Raw genomic sequence first — 15891 nt, 5'->3', positions numbered from 1 at the left:
TCTTCGCGCCGATCTTCGCGGCTCCGACGAGGCAGTGTAGTCGCAATTTCGTCTCAATCGCGTGCTGACGCGACAGCTGGGACTTCGGGCTGGTTCGAGGGGCTTCAAGGGTCACCTGGGGCGTTGCCGGGTGTCCGAAGCGGGGGCGAACGGAGCCCGTTCTGTCGCAACAAGCTTTGGGCCGCCCCGGGCATGTCCTGTCCCTGCCAGGGGCGCCCGGAGACCAGGCGTGAACTAGTTGCGGGCGGGTTCCCGGGCCGGCGTCCGAACGTCCACGGCTGGTTCCCGGACGGCTTCCCGGCCCGTCCTGGAGGGTTCCTGATCCGGGTCGGCAGTTGATCGACACGCCGTTCCGTCGGATGGCATGATCTGATTTCGCTGGATCAGTAATCAAATTCTGGTTTTTGGATACACTGCTCTTGAACCCGGGAGCGCCCTTCTCCGGGCAGGGGGCGGCGGGCTGTGGGGTATCAGTCGACGAGCGCGTCGATAACGACCCGGCTTGCCTCCGCCGCGCCGAATGTCGGCGGCTGCGGCCGGCTCTCCGGGGTACCCAGGCGGACGACGACGGTTCCCGAGCCGGGATCGATCTGCACGATCTGGTTTCCGAGCCCGATCGCCCAGAACATGTCATCCGGCGCACCGGGCACCAGGCGGCCCTGTCGGGTCGCCGGATCGGCCGCCGCGGAAATGTCGGAGGCGGCCAGCGGCTGCGCCAGGACACCCTCGTGGTTAAGCCACCACAGATATCCGTAGGCCGCGTTCATTTCCGTGGACGACGGTCCGGTCGCCGCGGTGACCCAGTCGCTCGAGACGATCTGGTCGCYGGCCCAGTCGCCGTCACGCAGCATCAGGTAGCCGAACCGGGCGAGGTCCCGGCAGGTCGACTGCAGACCCATGAAGGCGAGGGTGTTGCCGGCGGCGTCGGTCGTCATCGTGCTGTCGTTCATGCCGATCGGCGCGAAGACCCGCTCGCGGGCGAAGTCGATGACTTCCTGACCGGTGGAGCCGCGCAGGACCTCTTCCAGCGTCTGCACGGCCGAGTTGTTGTAGGCCCAGACCTCTCCGGGCCTCCTGTCCTGGGGGAGCCCGACAGCGAAGGCGGTCTTGTCCTGGGCCCTGATCAGCTCGTCGTAGTCGATCCCGACGCTCCACCGCCGCCCCGAGTCATTGCTGACCAGGTCGCGAACGGTCACAGCCTCGGCCGGGGTGCCCTTCCACGGGGCGACCCAGGTGGACGCGGAGTCGTCCAGGCTCAGGTCACCGTCGTCCTGGGCGATTCCCACCAGGGTGGACATCAGCGACTTGGTCACCGAGTAGACCGCCGCTGGGGTCTCGGCGGTGGCCCCGCGGAAGTACCACTCGCCGGCGATCTTCCCGTCGCGGGAGACCAGGAGGCACGTCGACTTGCCCTGCTCCGCGGTGGTGGCGATCTTCTCCAGCTCGGCCGGGTCGAAGCCGACCGACCGCGGGTCCACCGTCTCCCAGGTATCACCGGGTACGGAGGACTGCGCCGTGGCGGCCTGGGACGGCGTCGCGCCCGTCGGGGGCGTGGCGGCGTTCTCGCCGGACGTGCCCCCGCCGCCGGAACAACCGGCGGCAACAAGTAAGGCGGTTGCTGTCAGCGTGAGACAGCAGGCGAGCCGGGACGGTCGTCGCATCGGGAACCTCGTTCGGGCCGGAGCTACGGAAACGAGGTGTGACCGTATCCCTACTCATCCGGCCCGGAAAACCAAAAGCCGCAAGGCGGGCCCTGGGTGCCCTGGTTGTCCTCCGGGGTTGTGCTCCGCGGTCGCGGGCCCTGGCCGGGCGGCCCCCGGTGGCGCGGACTCCGGCTGCGCGGGCCCCCGGCTGCGCGGGTTCCCGACTGCGCGGACACGCCGCGCAACCCCGGCCGCGCGGTGGTCAGGACCTGGCGAGGTGGCGGCTGATGACGAGGCGCTGGATCTGGTTGGTGCCCTCGAAGATCTGCATGACCTTGGCTTCGCGCATGTACCGCTCGACCGGGAAGTCCTTCGTGTAGCCGGCGCCGCCGAGGACCTGGACGGCATCCTCGGTCACCTTCATCGCCGCGTCCGTCGCGACGAGCTTGGCGATCGACGCGGCGCGCCCGTAGGGCAGGCCGGCGTCGCGGCGCCGGGCGGCGGCGAGGGTGGTGGCGCGCGCCGACTCGACGGCCGCGGCCATGTCGGCGAGCAGGAACCCGAGGCCCTGGTGATCGATGATCGACTTGCCGAACGCCTGCCGTTCCTTCGCGTAGGCGACCGCGTCGTCGAGGGCCCGCTGGGCGAGCCCGACAGCGGTGGCGGCGATGCCGAGCCGCCCGGAGTCGAGCGCCGAGAGCGCGATCGACAGCCCCTGCCCGCGCTCGCCGACCAGCCGCGACGCCGGCACCGGCGTGTCGTCAAAGCTGATCTGGGTGGTGGGGGAGGCGGTCAGCCCCATCTTCTTCTCCGGCGGGTGGAACCGGATGGCGGGGTTGTCCGCGTCGACGAGGAAACAGGAGATACCACCACGGGTGTCCTGGGACGTCCGCGCGAACACGGTGTAGAAGTCGGCGGCCCCGCCATGGGTGACCCAGGCCTTCGTGCCGTTGAGCACGTAGCCGTTGTCGGTGGGGGTCGCCGTCACCCGCATCGCCGCCGGGTCCGAGCCCGCGTGCGCCTCGGAGAGGCAGTAGGCACCCAGYAGGTCGCCGGACAGCAGCCGGGGCAGCAGCTCCTCCTGCTGCGCCGGGGTGCCGAAGGTCGCCAGCGGGTAGCAGGACAGCGCGTGGACGCTGACGCCGACCGCCACGGCCGACCACCGGTACGAGATCTCCTCCAGGACCTGGAGGTACACCTCGTAGGGCTGCTCACCGCCGCCGAAGCGCTCCGGGTAGGGCAGGCTCAGCAGGCCGGCCTGGCCGAGCACCGTGAACTCCTTGCGCGGGAACCGGCTCTCGGCCTCGTACTCGGCGACGATGGGCGCCAGCTCGCGGTCGCAGATCGTCGCGGCGAGCTCGACCAGCTCCTTCGCCTCCGATGACGGGAGCTGGCGTTCGGCGGGCATCGTGACCTCCGGTGCGTCGGCGGCGACCGCCGCGGCCTCCGGGCGTACCGGAGTCCGCGGCGATCCGGTGTCCATGTCGGAACGTGAGACCGCAGTAGTTTTGTACCGCGATTCGGCGGCCCGTGACGGGCCCGCCGGAACGGAGCCAGGACGCGTGGGCCGATCGGTGGATCAGCAGTCCTTGCGGTGGGTGTTGCTGGGTGGGTAGGGGCACGGTTCGCCGGGCTGACAGCCGGCAGCGGTGGTGAGCAGGCCCAGAGTCGCGGTGGCGACGATCGTCACCGCGATGCGGCGGACCGGGCGGGTGGAACGGTTCATGGCAGTGTCCCTTCAGACCATCCCCGATCCGGTCTTCCCTACCGTCTCCCGGACGCGGAAGCCGAGCGGGCGCGCGATGCCACGTTGTGTCCTCTTGTGTCCGTGYACCCTGGGCCGCTGCCTCGCGCGGGATTGTGATGGTCTGCCGATGTTCTCCGGTTGTTGGTGTGTATCCGAGATACTGAGATGCGGGTAGGTCGCCGGAAGCCGGACAATCGAGCCAGGTGCTCGCGGGTTCGTCCGAAGGTGGCGGAACCGGCCTCGGTCGCGGGCCGTCCTGAAGGACGATGCGGGGGTGCGTCCCTGCAACCGGGGGCGCACGGTCCGCGATGACCTGGGGTCGCGGGTCGTGGGGGGATCAGGCGGGGCAGGACGGACTGGGGGCCGTCGAGGGAGGAAGGTCGATGGTCAACATGAACCCGGGTGACCGTGGTTGGCAGGGAGAGCGGTTCGCCCAGGCCCGCCGGTTCGCCGGCCAGGCGAGGCAGGACCGTACGACCGGTTGGTACATCCCGCTGGTGATCACCGTGGTCGGGGCCGGTGCCTCGTTCGACGCGTTCGGGCGCGGGTTCGGCTTCCTGTACGGGTGGGGTCTGGCGATCGCGTTCGTCGTGCTGACGTGGTCCACGATCCGGGTGATCCCGGCGATGCTCGACGATCTCAACGTGCGGCGGGAAAGCTGGCCGCGCAAGTTCAGCACGATGCTCAACGCCCCGGTGCGCAGCCGCGGGATCTTTCTGCTCGCCGCCGCGCTACCGGTCTTCGTCGCGCTGGTGAAGACGGTGGGCTTCTACATCATCGGCGGCCTGCTGATCGTCGGTGTGGTGCTGGCCGTGGCCGTGGCGGTTTCCTGGGTGCTCGAGCGCCGCTGAGCGTCGCGGCTGTGGCCGCGACGCGACCGCGTCGGCGAGCATGGTGCGTTGACGCATTCCGGCCCCGTGTTCCCGGTGCCCGTGTCTCCTCGGAGGCCTGGGCGCGGGCACCGGGGCCGGTCTGTGTTCTGCGCGTATCCGCGTTCTGCTCGTATCCGCCAATCCACCAGGCGCACCCGAGCGGCGGATTCAGTCGTACTCTCCGTATCGGCCTGCCGCAGCCCGGGACGACCCGGCGACCCGATGACCGATGACCGGCCGACCCGCCGACGGAGATCACATGCTTGTCAGACTACTGAGGAGCCATCTCGCGCCCTATACCAGGGCGGTCTCCCTGCTGGTGGTGCTGCAGTTCACCGCCACGCTGGGCATGCTCTACCTGCCGACGCTGAACGCCGACATCATCGACAAGGGGGTCGTGCCCGGCGACACGGGCTACATCGTCCGCCTCGGCGGGGTGATGCTCGCGGTCACGCTCCTGCAGGCCGTCTGCTCGGCCGGCGCGGTGTTCTTCGGCGCGCGCACCGCGATGGGGGTCGGGCGCGACATCCGTGCCTCCGTGTTCGCGCGGGTGCAGTCCTTCTCCGCCCGGGAGATCGGCCGGTTCGGCTCGCCGTCGCTCATCACCCGGGCCACGAACGACGTCCAGCAGGTCCAGATGATGCTGCTGATGTCGTTCACGATGATGATCTCGGCGCCGATCATGTGCCTGGGTGGCATCGCGCTGGCGGTGCACCAGGATGCGACGCTCTCCCTCCTCCTGGTCGGGATCGTCCCGATCCTGGCCGGGATGATCGTATTGATCATCCGGYGGATGCAGCCGTTGGGCCGCGGTATGCAGGAGCGCCTCGACGAGGTCAACCGCATCCTGCGTGAGCAGATCAGTGGACTGCGCGTGATCCGGGCCTTTGTGCGGGACAGCCACGAGAAGCGCCGGTTCGTCACGGCGAACGCCGACCTCACCGACATCTCGCTGCGGATGGGGCGTCTGATGGCGCTGCTGTTCCCGCTGGTGCTGACGGTGGTGAACATCTCCAGCATCGCCGTCATCTGGTTCGGCGCCTACCGCATCGACAGCGGTGGCATGGAGATCGGGGCGCTGACCGCCTTCCTCAGCTACCTGATGCAGATCCTGATGTCGCTGATGATGGCCACCTTCATGTTCGCGGTGATCCCGCGGGCCGAGGTGTGCGCGGAGCGCATCCAGGAGGTGCTGTCCACGGAGTCGACGCTGCGCCCGCCGGCCGAGCCGGTGCTGACGTTGGCCCGGCGCGGTGAGCTGGAGCTGCGCGACGTCGGCTTCCGCTATCCGGGCGCGGAGGAGCCGGTGCTGCGCGAGATCGGCCTGCGGGTCGCGCCGGGGCAGACCGTGGCGGTCATCGGCAGCACCGGCAGCGGCAAGTCGACCCTGCTCGGCCTCGTCCCCAGGCTGTCGGACGTCTCCGAGGGCTCGGTGCTGATCGACGGCGTGGACGTCCGCGACCTCGACCCGAAGCTGCTCGCCGAGACAGTCGCTCTCGTGCCACAGAAGCCGTACCTGTTCACCGGGACGATCGCGTCGAACCTGCGCTACGGCAACCCGGAGGCGACCGACGACGAACTCTGGTGGGCGCTCGACATCGCGCAGGCCCGGGAGTTCGTGGCGGCCATGCCGGACGGCCTGGACACCCCGGTCTCCCAGGGCGGCACGAATGTCTCCGGCGGGCAGCGCCAGCGTCTCGCGATCGCGCGGGCGCTGGTCCGGCGCCCGGAGATCTACCTGTTCGACGACTCCTTCTCGGCGCTGGACTACGCCACCGACGCCCGGCTGCGGGCCGCGCTGGCCCGCGACACCGCGGCGGCGACCAAGGTCATCGTCGCCCAGCGGGTGGCGACGATCCGCGACGCCGACCAGATCATCGTCCTGGACGAGGGCCGGATCGTCGGTGCTGGCACCCATCACGAGCTCCTGGCGGAGAACGCGACCTATCGTGAGATCGTCTTCTCACAGCTCACCGAGGAGGAGGCAGCGGCATGACGCGCCCACCGGCGGGCGGCGCACGCCCGATGCCCGGCCCCGGCCGCTTCTTCAGCGCCGGCGGGGAGAAGGCCAGCGACTTCCAGGTCTCGATCCGGCGCCTGCTCGGGCTGCTGARCAGGCAGCGCGTGTTGCTGCTGCCCGCCATCGCGCTCGCCGTCATCAGCATCGCCCTCACCGTCACCGGCCCGCGGCTGCTCGGGCACGCCACCGACCTGGTGGTCGCCGGTCTGATCGGCTCGCGCCTGCCCGCGGGGACGTCCAAGGCGGAGGCGATCGCGCGGCTGCGGGCGGAGGGTCACGACACCCAGGCCGACCTGCTGGCCTCCGCGGATGTCACCCCCGGCACGGGGATGGACTTCGACGCGATCGGCCGGGTGCTGCTCCTCGTGCTGATCGTCTACCTGGTGGCCGGGGTGTTCGGGGTGTTGCAGGCCCGGCTGACGAACCGGGCGCTGCAGCGCATGCTCAACGACCTGCGTGACGACGTCCAGGCGAAGATCACCCGGCTGCCGCTGCGGTACTTCGACCGCGGCCAGCGGGGGGAGGTGCTCAGCCGGGTCACCAACGACATCGACAACCTGGGGCAGTGCCTGCAGCAGAGCCTCTCGCAGATCGTCGTCTCCGTCCTGACCATCATCGGCGTGCTGGCGATGATGGTCTGGATCTCCCCGCTGCTGGCGTTGATCGCCGTCGTGACGGTGCCGGTGTCGCTCGTCGTCACCACCCGGATCGGCCGGATCGCCCAGCCGCAGTTCGTCGGCCAGTGGAAGACGACCGGGGCACTGAACGGTCACATCGAGGAGATGTACACCGGGCACGCGCTGGTGCGTGCCTTCGGCCGGCAGGAGGAAGCCGCCGAGACGTTCCGGGAGTACAACGAGCGCCTCTACGAGGCGAGCTGGCGGGCGCAGTCCATCTCGGGCCTCATGCAGCCGGCGATGATGTTCATCGGGAACCTGAACTACGTGCTGGTGGCCGTCGTAGGTGGTCTGCGGGTGGCCTCCGGATCGCTGTCCATCGGCGACGTCCAGGCCTTCATCCAGTACTCGCGGCAGTTCAGCCAGCCGCTGACGCAACTGGCCAGCATGGCGAACATGCTGCAGTCGGGGGTCGCGTCGGCGGAACGGGTCTTCGAGCTGCTGGACGCCGCCGAGCAGGATCCCGACCCGCTGGTGCCCGCCCGGCCCGGGGAGGCCCGCGGCCGGGTCGCCTTCGAGCACGTGGCCTTCCGCTACGAACCGGACACGCCGCTCATCGACGACCTGTCGCTGGTCGCCGAACCGGGCCACACCGTCGCGATCGTCGGGCCCACCGGCGCCGGCAAGACCACACTGATCAACCTGCTGATGCGCTTCTACGACATCACCGGCGGGCGGATCACGCTGGACGGCGCCGACATCGCCGAGATGTCCCGGGCGGAGCTGCGCTCCTCCATCGGCATGGTCCTCCAGGACACCTGGCTGTTCGGCGGGACGATCGCGGAGAACATCGCCTACGGCGCGGAGGGGGCCACCCGCGAGCAGATCGTCGACGCGGCCCGCGCCGCGCACGTCGACCGGTTCGTGCGCACCCTGCCCGACGGCTACGACACCGTGCTCGACGACGAGGGCGTCGGCGTCAGCGGCGGTGAGAAGCAGCTCATCACCATTGCGCGCGCGTTCCTCGCCGAGCCGCTCATCCTCGTCCTGGACGAGGCGACGAGTTCCGTCGACACCCGGACAGAGGTGCTGATCCAGCGGGCGATGTCCGGCCTGCGGCACGGCCGAACCGCCTTCGTGATCGCGCACCGGCTGTCCACCATCCGCGACGCCGACACCATCCTCGTCATGGAGGACGGGGCCATCGTCGAGCAGGGCGACCACGTCAGCCTGCTTGCCGCGGACGGTGCCTACGCCCGCCTCTACCGCGCCCAGTTCGCACAGGCCGTGGCAGAAGCCGGCTGACACCGCTCGGCCGGCCGGCGCGGGAGATCGGGCGGACCAGGGCGGCCAGTAGGCTTGGGTGTGCGAGCCGTCGGCGCTCCCGCGCGCGCCGGGCCGTGAAGACGCCCGGGTGTCGCCGGGCGGGGAACCTCTCGCAAAAGGGTGTTGTGCATGGCGACGGACGAGTCCACGGCGGGTCCCCGCTCCGGGTATGACACCGACTCGGTGACCACCGCCGCCGGCGCCGCCGAGGACGGGGTGGTCGTCCGCCTCGCCGGCCGCGTCGTGCTGTGGCGGCGGATGGGTGGGCTGGTCTTCGGCCACATCCAGGATCGCGCCGGTCGGGTGCAGGTCTCGCTGTCCCGCGACGAGCTGGGTGTCGAGACGTTCCAGGAGTGGGCCCGCGCGGTCAAGATCGGTGACTTCGTCGGTGTCACCGGCAGGGTCTACACCACCCGCCGCGGGGAGAAGACCGTCGGCGCCTCCGAGCTCGTCGTGCTCAACCGCACGGTGCGGGCCCTGCCCGACAAGTGGCAGGGGCTGTCCAACGTCGAGTCCCGGCTGCGCCGGCGCTACCTCGACCTGCTGGTCAACAACGACTCCCGCGAGCGCTTCCGCACCCGCGCCCGCGCCATCTCCCGCATCCGCCGCTTCCTCGACGACAACGACTTCCTCGAAGTCGAGACACCGATGCTGCAGGAAGCCGCGTCCGGCGCGGCCGCCCGCCCGTTCGTCACCCACCACAACGCCCTCGGTGAGGACTTCTACCTGCGCATCTCGCCGGAGACGTTCCTCAAGCGAGTCGTCGTGGGCTCGCTGGACCGCGTCTACGAGCTCGGCCGGAACTTCCGCAACGAGGGAATGGATCCCTCGCACCTGCAGGAGTTCACGATGCTCGAGTGGTACGCGGCCTACTGGGACTACCGCGACAACATGCGGTTCGTCCGGGAGATGGTGCTGGCCGTCCTCGACGACGTGTTCGGCAGCCGCACCGTCACCTACGACGGGGTGAAGCTCGACTTCGGCGCCGACTGGCCGGAGCTCGACTACCGCGCCGAGGTCGCCCGGCACAGCGGCATCGACCTGACGGTCGTCCGTGACCTGCCGACGCTGCGGGCCCGGATCGCCGAGCTCGGGCTGGAGGTCGATGACGCCGCCTCCTACGCGGGACTCGTGGATCTGCTCTACAAGAAGACCGTGCGCCCGCACCTCGTCCAGCCGTGCTTCCTGGTGCACCACCCGGCGGAGCTGGTGCCGCTGGCGCGGCGCAGCGACGCCGACCCGTCCCGCCTCGACATGTTCCAGGTCGTGGTGAACGGCTGGGAGCTGGTGAAGGCCTACTCCGAGCTGGTCGACCCGGTCGAGCAGCGCCGGCGGCTGGAGGAGCAGGCCGAGCTGCGGGCTGCCGGCGACGACGAGACGATGATGCTCGAGGAGGACTTCATCGAGGCGATGGAGTACGGCATGCCGCCGATGTCCGGCCTCGGTATCGGCATTGACCGGCTCATCGCGCTGCTCACCGACGCGCCGACCCTGCGCGAGGTCGTCCTGTTCCCGCTGATGCGCGACTCGCGTCGCGGGCAGCAGGCCGACACCGCTGCCGGCGACACCGCTGCCGGCGACGCGGCCGCGGGCGAAACCGGCGCGCGCGACATCGGCGGCGGCGATGAACTCGGGGCGGTCTGAGAACCGACTGTCGGCAGACGCAGTTCGCCCGCGGATCATTCGGCTGACATCCGGCCGACGATCGCGCGGCGAGTAGCCGTCTCGATACACCTCCGCGAGCAGCGGTTGAAGAGTGAGGTCTCAGGTGGATAAGGACGTTGTCGTCGTCATCGGCGTGGGCGGTATGGGGCGGGCGATCGCCCGGCGGATCGGCAGTGGCCGCAAGCTCCTGCTGGCCGATGTCAGCGACGCCGCGCTCGGTGTCGCCGACGTCCTGCGCGGGGAGGGGCAGGACGTCGCCACCCAGGTGGTCGACGTCTCCAGCCGCGAGTCGGTGGCCGCTCTCGCTGACACCGCAGCCGGCCTCGGCCGGGTCACCCAGGTCGCACACACTGCGGGGCTCTCACCCACGCAGGCCTCGACCGAGGCGATCCTGCGGGTGGACCTGCTCGGCGTCGCACTGGTACTCGACGAGTTCGCCCGGGTGATCGCACCCGGCGGGGCGGGAGTCGTCATCGCCAGTATGTCGGGGTACCTGGCGGGCCTGACCCCGGAGCAGGAGTCCGCCGCCGCCACGGCACCCACGGACGAGTTGCTGGACCTGCCGTTCCTCGCCCCCGACGCCCTCGGCTCACCGGGCGTCGCCTACGCCCGGGCGAAGCGGGCCAACATCGTGCGGGTGCAGGCCGCGGCGGCCGTCTGGGGCGAGCGCGGTGCGCGGATCAACTCGATCAGCCCGGGGGTCATCTCCACCCCGATGGGCCAGGGCGAGCTGTCCGGAGAGTCGGGGGAGCAGATGCGGGCGATGGTGGCGATGTCCGCGGCGAAGCGCCTCGGCACCCCGGACGACATCGCCGCCGCCGCGGCGTTCCTGCTCGGCCAGGATGCCAGTTATGTGAGTGGCACCGACATCCTCGTCGACGGCGGGACCGTCGCCGCCGTCCGTCGCCTGCTGCCGACCGGCTGAGGCACCGCGGCCCCGGTCCCCGGCCGAACCCGCGCGCCGACCGCCACCGACGTCGCCGTTGACCTGAACCGCAGTTGAGGGAGCAGCCTGAGTCGCGGTGGATGTCGAACCGGGCTCGGGCTCCCATGGCCGAGGGCCCCGCGGGAGGGGATCGAGACGTGGCCCTGCGATCAGGCGAGGAACCGGACACCGACGACAGACGACCAGCCGCGTCAGCCCCGTCAGCCCCGTCAGCCCCGCGGGCCTCGGCGACGTCACCGACCCCGCCGGTGACGTCCGGTGCCGGCGCGGTCCCGACCGGCCTCGTGTTCACGGTGCTGGTGCTCGGCGGGCTGCTCGTCGTCCTGGACATCACGATCATCAACGTCGCGATCCGGACGTTGGCGGAGGACCTTGACGCAACACTCCCGGTGATCCAGTGGGTGTCGACCGCTTACACACTGGCCCTGGCCGTCACCGTCCCGACCAGCGCCTGGCTGGTGGGGCGGTTCGGCGCCCGCCGGATCTACACCGCTGCGCTGGCCGCCTTCGTACTGGGCTCGGCGCTGTGCGGCCTGGCCTGGGACGTCGGGTCGCTCATTGCGTTCCGGGTCCTGCAGGGGATCGGCGGCGGGCTGGTCCAGCCGGTCGCGATGATGATCGTCCTGCGGGCGACCCCGCCCGAGCGCCGCGGCCGCGCGATGGGCCTGCTGGGCCTGCCGGTCCTGGTCGGCCCCGTGATCGGGCCGACGCTCGGGGGCTCGCTCGTCGAGTTCTCCTGGCGGTGGATCTTCCTGGTGAACCTGCCTGTCGGCATCCTCGCCCTCCTGCTCGCGGCCCGCGCACTGCGCCCGTTCACCGCCGCGCCCGCGAGTGCCGCCACTTCTGCGAGTGCCGCCGGATCCGCGGATACCGGCAGCCCACGCGAGCGGCTTGATCTGTTCGGGCTGGGGCTCATCGCGCCTGGGCTGGCGCTGTTCGTCTACGGGCTGGCCGAGAGCGGGCGACAGGGAACGGTGGCCTCCGCGGTGGTCCTCGTTCCCGCCCTCGCCGGCATCGCGCTGGTGGCCGGGTTCGCCGTTCGCGCGGCGCGCGTGCCGGCCCCGCTGGTCCGGATCACGCTGCTGCGCCGGCAAGCCGTCGGGTCGAGCGCTCTGACACTGGCGCTGTTCGCGGCGGCCTACTTCGGTTCGATGCTGGTACTGCCCCTCTACCTGCAGGCCGCGCGCGGGCTGAGCCCGGCGGCGACCGGCATGCTCGGCATCCCGCAGGCACTGGCGACCGGCATCTCCCTGCAGGTGGCGAGCCGGCTGGTCGACCGGGTCCCGCCGGCGCGCATCGTCGGCTTCGGTATCGCACTGGCGACCTGCGGACTGTTCACCGTGCTGCTCCTGCTCGACGCGGACACCCCGTACTGGCAGCTCGTCGTCGCCCTGTCCGTCATGGGCATCGGCGCGGGTTCGACGATCATGCCGACCATCACGACGGCGCTGCGCCACCTGGACGACCGGGACGCGCCGTCCGGGAGCACCCTGCTGACCATCACCAACCAGGTGAGTGTCTCGATCGGCACCGCACTGACGTCGGTGGTGCTCGCCTCGGGCCTCGCGACACGGGGCCTCGGTTCCCTGATCGGCGGCGGTGAGGCCGCCGGGCCGCTCGACGTGGGGGACCCCGGCCAGGCTGGTGGCGGCACGGCGGGTGCCGGTGCTGCGGACACCGCGGCACAGCTCGCCGAAGCGTTCCGGAACACTCTGGGCGTGCCGGTCGGTCTGATGGCGGCTGCGCTGGTCGTCGCCCTGACATCGCTGCCCCGCGGCGGCGGGCGAGCCCACATCCGGCCGGCCGGCGGACAGGTGGATGTCGAGGTCGGCCCGGCCGAACCGGCCACGGCGCCGGACCGGTGACCGAACGCGGGCGCGCCCGTGGGCGTGGGCGTGGGCCGCGGGCTTCGTAGCATCGTGGGCATGCCGTCACTGGAGGGCACCACACGGGTCGACATCTGGATCTGGTCGGTCCGTCTCGTCAAGACACGGACGCAGGCCGGCGACGCCTGCCGCGGCGGCCATGTCCGGTTGAACGGCGAGCGGGTGAAACCGGCGCGCGGGGTGYGGCCCGGGGACGAGGTCCGCATCYGCCAGGACGGCTACGAGCGTGTCGTCGTGGTGACCAAAGTGATCACCAAGCGGGTGGGTGCCGAGCTGGCAGCCGAGTGCTACCTCGACAACAGTCCGCCGCGTCCGGAGCGCCCGCCGATGATCGCGGTTCGCGACCGCGGTACCGGGCGTCCGACCAAGCGGGACCGCCGGGCGATCGAACGCCTGCGCGAACGCTGAGGCGCCGCCGGTCTACAGCGCGGGCGCGAGCCTGCTCGCCAGGGAACGGGACAGGCTGTCCATCACCTCCGGGGAAACCCATTCCGCCGGCGGGCGGCGCAGACAGCTGAAGACGGCCGGCCCCAGCTGGTCGGCGGGCAGGTCGCCGGCCCGGGGGATGACGTGCACATGAAGATGTGTGAATCCCGCCGCCTCGGAGAACGCCGCGACATAGGTCCGGGCACACCCGGTGACCTCGACGAGCGTCCGGCTCAGCCGCTGGCACAGGGGGCCGAGTTCGGCGGCCTCCGCATCGTCGAGCTCGGCAATCGTGGTGATGTGCCGGCGGGCGACGAGAACCAGCCAGCCGGGCATCGCGCAGCGGATCGCGTGTGCCACCCGCCAGCCGCCACTGACGTGAATCCGCTCGCGGGTCGGCAGGCCGGCGAGGGCGGCATTCTGCTCGCAGGAATAGCAGCCGTCCGAGCCGTTCTCGTCACGGGTGACCATGCGACAACGATAGAACCGCGGGGATGGCCGCCGGGATGAATCCATGACGGAGAAGCCGGGATTTCCGTCGCTGGTGGAAGCGGAGCCGAAGGCATGCGCTGCGGCCGGAAGCACCGCCGCCTGCGCCGCAGCGGTGGCGGGCCGCCCCGGACCGGAGGAGCGGCTGCGGCGGTCCCTCCCGGAGATTGTGCTCATGTCCGCGGTGCGCCGTCTGGCCGTTATCACGCCGGGTGGCTCCTGTCACCGGTATGTGCCCAGCTCACAGCGCTGAAGTGGGTCTTCCCGGCCCCGCCCGCCGGAACCGGTCAATGGGTTTCTATCATTCCAGGTGCTGCATACGGAGCATTCGGTACACGATCAATCGTCGTGGACGAATCCGCGCGCCGGCGTGGGATGGGGCTGAGCATGAACCTGATCGAAGATGTTCGACGCCTGTTCATGACGCGTTCATGACGAGGACCGTCAGCGCAGACGGCGGCCGATGACCGTCGACGGGTCCGTCGACACGACGGTCGACGAGCAGGCCACCGGCCCCCTCGCCACCGACGGCGCGGTCACCGACCCCGCGGTCGGGCGCACCGGTAGGCCGCGGATGCCGCCCATCCCGGCCGTGCCGCGGGTGTCGGAGGCGCTTCGGAGGCCGCGGGAGTCGCGCATCCTGCTCATCGCGGGAGCAGTGCGCTCACCGGCCGTCGTGGTCACGCTGTTTGCGCTGTGCTCCTTCGCGGTGAGCCTGGCGCTGCAGAAGACGCTGTTGCGGGACGGAACGGGGGACGCGGACGAGGCCGCGTACGTGCTGCAGGCGCGGATGCTGCTCCAGGGCCGGCTGACCCTGGACGCCTCCTCGGTCGAGCCGTTCTTCCGGCCCTGGCTCACCGGCGTGCACGACGGCCGGGTGTTCACCAAGTACCTGCCTGGCTGGCCCGCGGCGCTCGCGCTCTCCCAGGCGCTGTTCGGGACCATGGTGGTCGCGCCCGCTGCGATGGCGGCGGCGTGGGTCGCCGGGACGTACCGGCTGGCCCGGGAGCTGTTCGGCGAGGTGCGTACCGCACTCACCGCGGCTGCGGGGGTCGCACTGTCACCGCTGGTGATCCTGCACACCGCGCTGCCTCTCGCGTACGCGGCGTGCGCCGCGACACTCGTGTTCGCCAGTGCCGAACTGCTGCGCGGTCTCCGCACGGGCGCGCGGTCCGCCCTGTTCCTGGGCGGGGCCGCGGCGGGGTTCGCGCTGCTGATCCGTCCGTTCGACGCCGTGCTCGTGGTCCTTCCCGTAGCGGTCCTGGCGGTGGTGCGGGCCCGGCGGGAGCTGCGGATCCTGCCGCGCCGGGCGCTCTGGGCGGTGCTCGGCGCGCTGCCGATGGTCGCGGTCTTCCTGGCGTACTGCTGGCACGTCACGGGGTCGCCGCTGCGCATGCCGTTGTCCGCGTCGGATCCGCTGGACCGTTTCGGTTTCGGACCGCGTCGCATCCTGCCGTCCGAAGCGAGCTTCATGTTCACTCGGCGGTTGGCCCTCGATGCCCTCGGCGACACCCTCGCAGCCGCCCCGAGCTGGTTCTTCGGCGGTCTGGGCCTGATCGTGCTCGCTGCCGTCGGCCTGTTCGCGCCTCGGCGCCGGCCCGAACGGATCATGTTGTTGGCCACGACCGGCGTGGTACTGCTGGGCTACGCCTTCTGGTGGGGGTCGGCCTTCGCGATGCCGGGCCTGCGTAACGGGCTCGGCCCGCACTACCACCTGGCGGCGTTCACTCCGGTCGTCATCCTCGCCGCCGACGGTGCGCGATGGCTCTGGAGCGTCCTGGCGCGCGTGCCGACGCGGATCGCCCGACCGGGCCTCGCCGTCGCGGCCGGGGTCGGGCTCGTCGCGATCACCCTGCCCACCCTGCCCGCCCGGATCGACGTCCAGCAGGGGGTCAACGCGGGCAATGCGTTCCTGGAATCGATGATCCCCGACCAGCTGGACGGGCCCGCCGTGATCGTCGTGTCGCCGCCGGTACCGAGCCACTACGCGCAGATCCCTTACCACACGCTGCGAAACTCCCCTGATCTTGACGGGCCGGTCGTGTACGCGGCGGACATCGGCCCCCGCACCGCCGAGCTGCCCGATCGCATGCCCGGCCRCACGATCTACCGGCTGCGTCCGGGCGAGGTGTGGGACCCTGCCGCCCCCGGAAGCTTCCGCGGTACGTTCGAGCCGCTGCGGCAGGTCATCGGCACCCGCATCGAGATCCAGGTAACCCTCCAGCCGCCGCCGCCGCCGCCGCCGCCGCCGCCG

Annotated in this window: 12 protein-coding genes; 8 read left to right on the top strand and 4 right to left on the bottom strand. The window is 71.0% G+C overall.

The features are described 5' to 3' along the window. Window positions 1–470: 470 nt before the first annotated feature. The 3 genes from CC117_RS02410 to CC117_RS37810 all read right to left on the bottom strand — a co-directional run bounded on the left by CC117_RS02410 (window position 471) and on the right by CC117_RS37810 (window position 3369). Window positions 471–1661, bottom strand: a complete 1191-nt coding sequence (locus CC117_RS02410; RefSeq protein ID WP_071082088.1) for a serine hydrolase domain-containing protein — start codon at window positions 1659–1661, stop codon at window positions 471–473. A 244-nt stretch (window positions 1662–1905) separates the two neighbouring features. Beyond that, window positions 1906–3051 carry an acyl-CoA dehydrogenase family protein gene (locus CC117_RS02405; RefSeq protein WP_071082263.1) on the bottom strand — a complete coding sequence of 382 codons (1146 nt, stop codon included), beginning with the start codon at window positions 3049–3051 and terminating at the stop codon, window positions 1906–1908. Window positions 3052–3222: 171 nt separating this feature from the next. After that, on the bottom strand, window positions 3223–3369 hold the full coding sequence (locus CC117_RS37810) for a hypothetical protein (protein WP_018639240.1): 147 nt from the start codon (window positions 3367–3369) through the stop codon (window positions 3223–3225). Window positions 3370–3773: 404 nt separating this feature from the next. On the opposite strand from CC117_RS37810, the gene CC117_RS02400 reads away from it, so the two are divergent. The 7 genes from CC117_RS02400 (at window position 3774) to CC117_RS02370 (ending at window position 13130) form a co-directional block, all read left to right on the top strand. Beyond that, on the top strand, window positions 3774–4241 hold the full coding sequence (locus tag CC117_RS02400; protein ID WP_018639243.1) for a hypothetical protein: 468 nt from the start codon (window positions 3774–3776) through the stop codon (window positions 4239–4241). A gap of 280 nt (window positions 4242–4521) precedes the next feature. Continuing rightward, complete coding sequence (locus CC117_RS02395; RefSeq protein ID WP_071082262.1) at window positions 4522–6258, top strand: ABC transporter ATP-binding protein; 1737 nt, start codon at window positions 4522–4524, stop codon at window positions 6256–6258. Beyond that, a complete protein-coding gene (locus CC117_RS02390; protein WP_071082087.1) occupies window positions 6255–8204 on the top strand; it encodes an ABC transporter ATP-binding protein in 1950 nt (649 codons plus the stop codon). Before CC117_RS02395 ends, CC117_RS02390 begins: the two co-directional genes overlap by 4 nt. A gap of 150 nt (window positions 8205–8354) precedes the next feature. Then, the gene (lysS, locus tag CC117_RS02385) at window positions 8355–9869 is read left to right on the top strand and encodes a lysine--tRNA ligase (RefSeq protein WP_071082086.1); all 1515 of its coding nucleotides are present in this window, start codon (window positions 8355–8357) and stop codon (window positions 9867–9869) included. A 124-nt stretch (window positions 9870–9993) separates the two neighbouring features. Further along, a complete protein-coding gene (locus CC117_RS02380; protein WP_071082085.1) occupies window positions 9994–10815 on the top strand; it encodes an SDR family oxidoreductase in 822 nt (273 codons plus the stop codon). Window positions 10816–10973: 158 nt separating this feature from the next. After that, the gene (locus CC117_RS02375; RefSeq protein WP_241829758.1) at window positions 10974–12701 is read left to right on the top strand and encodes a DHA2 family efflux MFS transporter permease subunit; all 1728 of its coding nucleotides are present in this window, start codon (window positions 10974–10976) and stop codon (window positions 12699–12701) included. A gap of 60 nt (window positions 12702–12761) precedes the next feature. After that, window positions 12762–13130: an RNA-binding S4 domain-containing protein gene (locus CC117_RS02370; RefSeq protein ID WP_071082260.1), complete on the top strand. Its 369-nt coding sequence runs from the start codon at window positions 12762–12764 to the stop codon at window positions 13128–13130. A 12-nt stretch (window positions 13131–13142) separates the two neighbouring features. Here the strand turns inward: CC117_RS02370 and CC117_RS02365 are convergent, their stop codons facing one another. Continuing rightward, complete coding sequence (locus tag CC117_RS02365) at window positions 13143–13619, bottom strand: HIT family protein (protein ID WP_071082084.1); 477 nt, start codon at window positions 13617–13619, stop codon at window positions 13143–13145. Window positions 13620–14100: 481 nt separating this feature from the next. Here CC117_RS02365 and CC117_RS02360 point away from each other — a divergent pair. Then, window positions 14101–15891, top strand: a 1791-nt coding sequence (locus CC117_RS02360; RefSeq protein ID WP_116287673.1) for a DUF6541 family protein, incomplete at its 3' end; no start/stop codon positions are given.

Source organism: Parafrankia colletiae (assembly GCF_001854655.1).
Lineage (GTDB): Bacteria > Actinomycetota > Actinomycetes > Frankiales > Frankiaceae > Parafrankia > Parafrankia colletiae.
The sequence above is the reverse complement of the archived record's forward strand: the minus strand, read 5'-3'. Positions and strand labels throughout refer to the sequence as shown.

Excerpts from the sequence above, each read along its gene's own strand:
- CC117_RS37810 (WP_018639240.1), bottom strand. The coding sequence starts at position 3,369 with ATGAACCGTTCCACCCGCCCGGTCCGCCGCATCGCGGTGACGATCGTC.
- CC117_RS02400 (WP_018639243.1), top strand. The coding sequence starts at position 3,774 with ATGGTCAACATGAACCCGGGTGACCGTGGTTGGCAGGGAGAGCGGTTC.
- lysS (WP_071082086.1), top strand. The coding sequence starts at position 8,355 with ATGGCGACGGACGAGTCCACGGCGGGTCCCCGCTCCGGGTATGACACC.
- CC117_RS02365 (WP_071082084.1), bottom strand. The coding sequence starts at position 13,619 with ATGGTCACCCGTGACGAGAACGGCTCGGACGGCTGCTATTCCTGCGAG.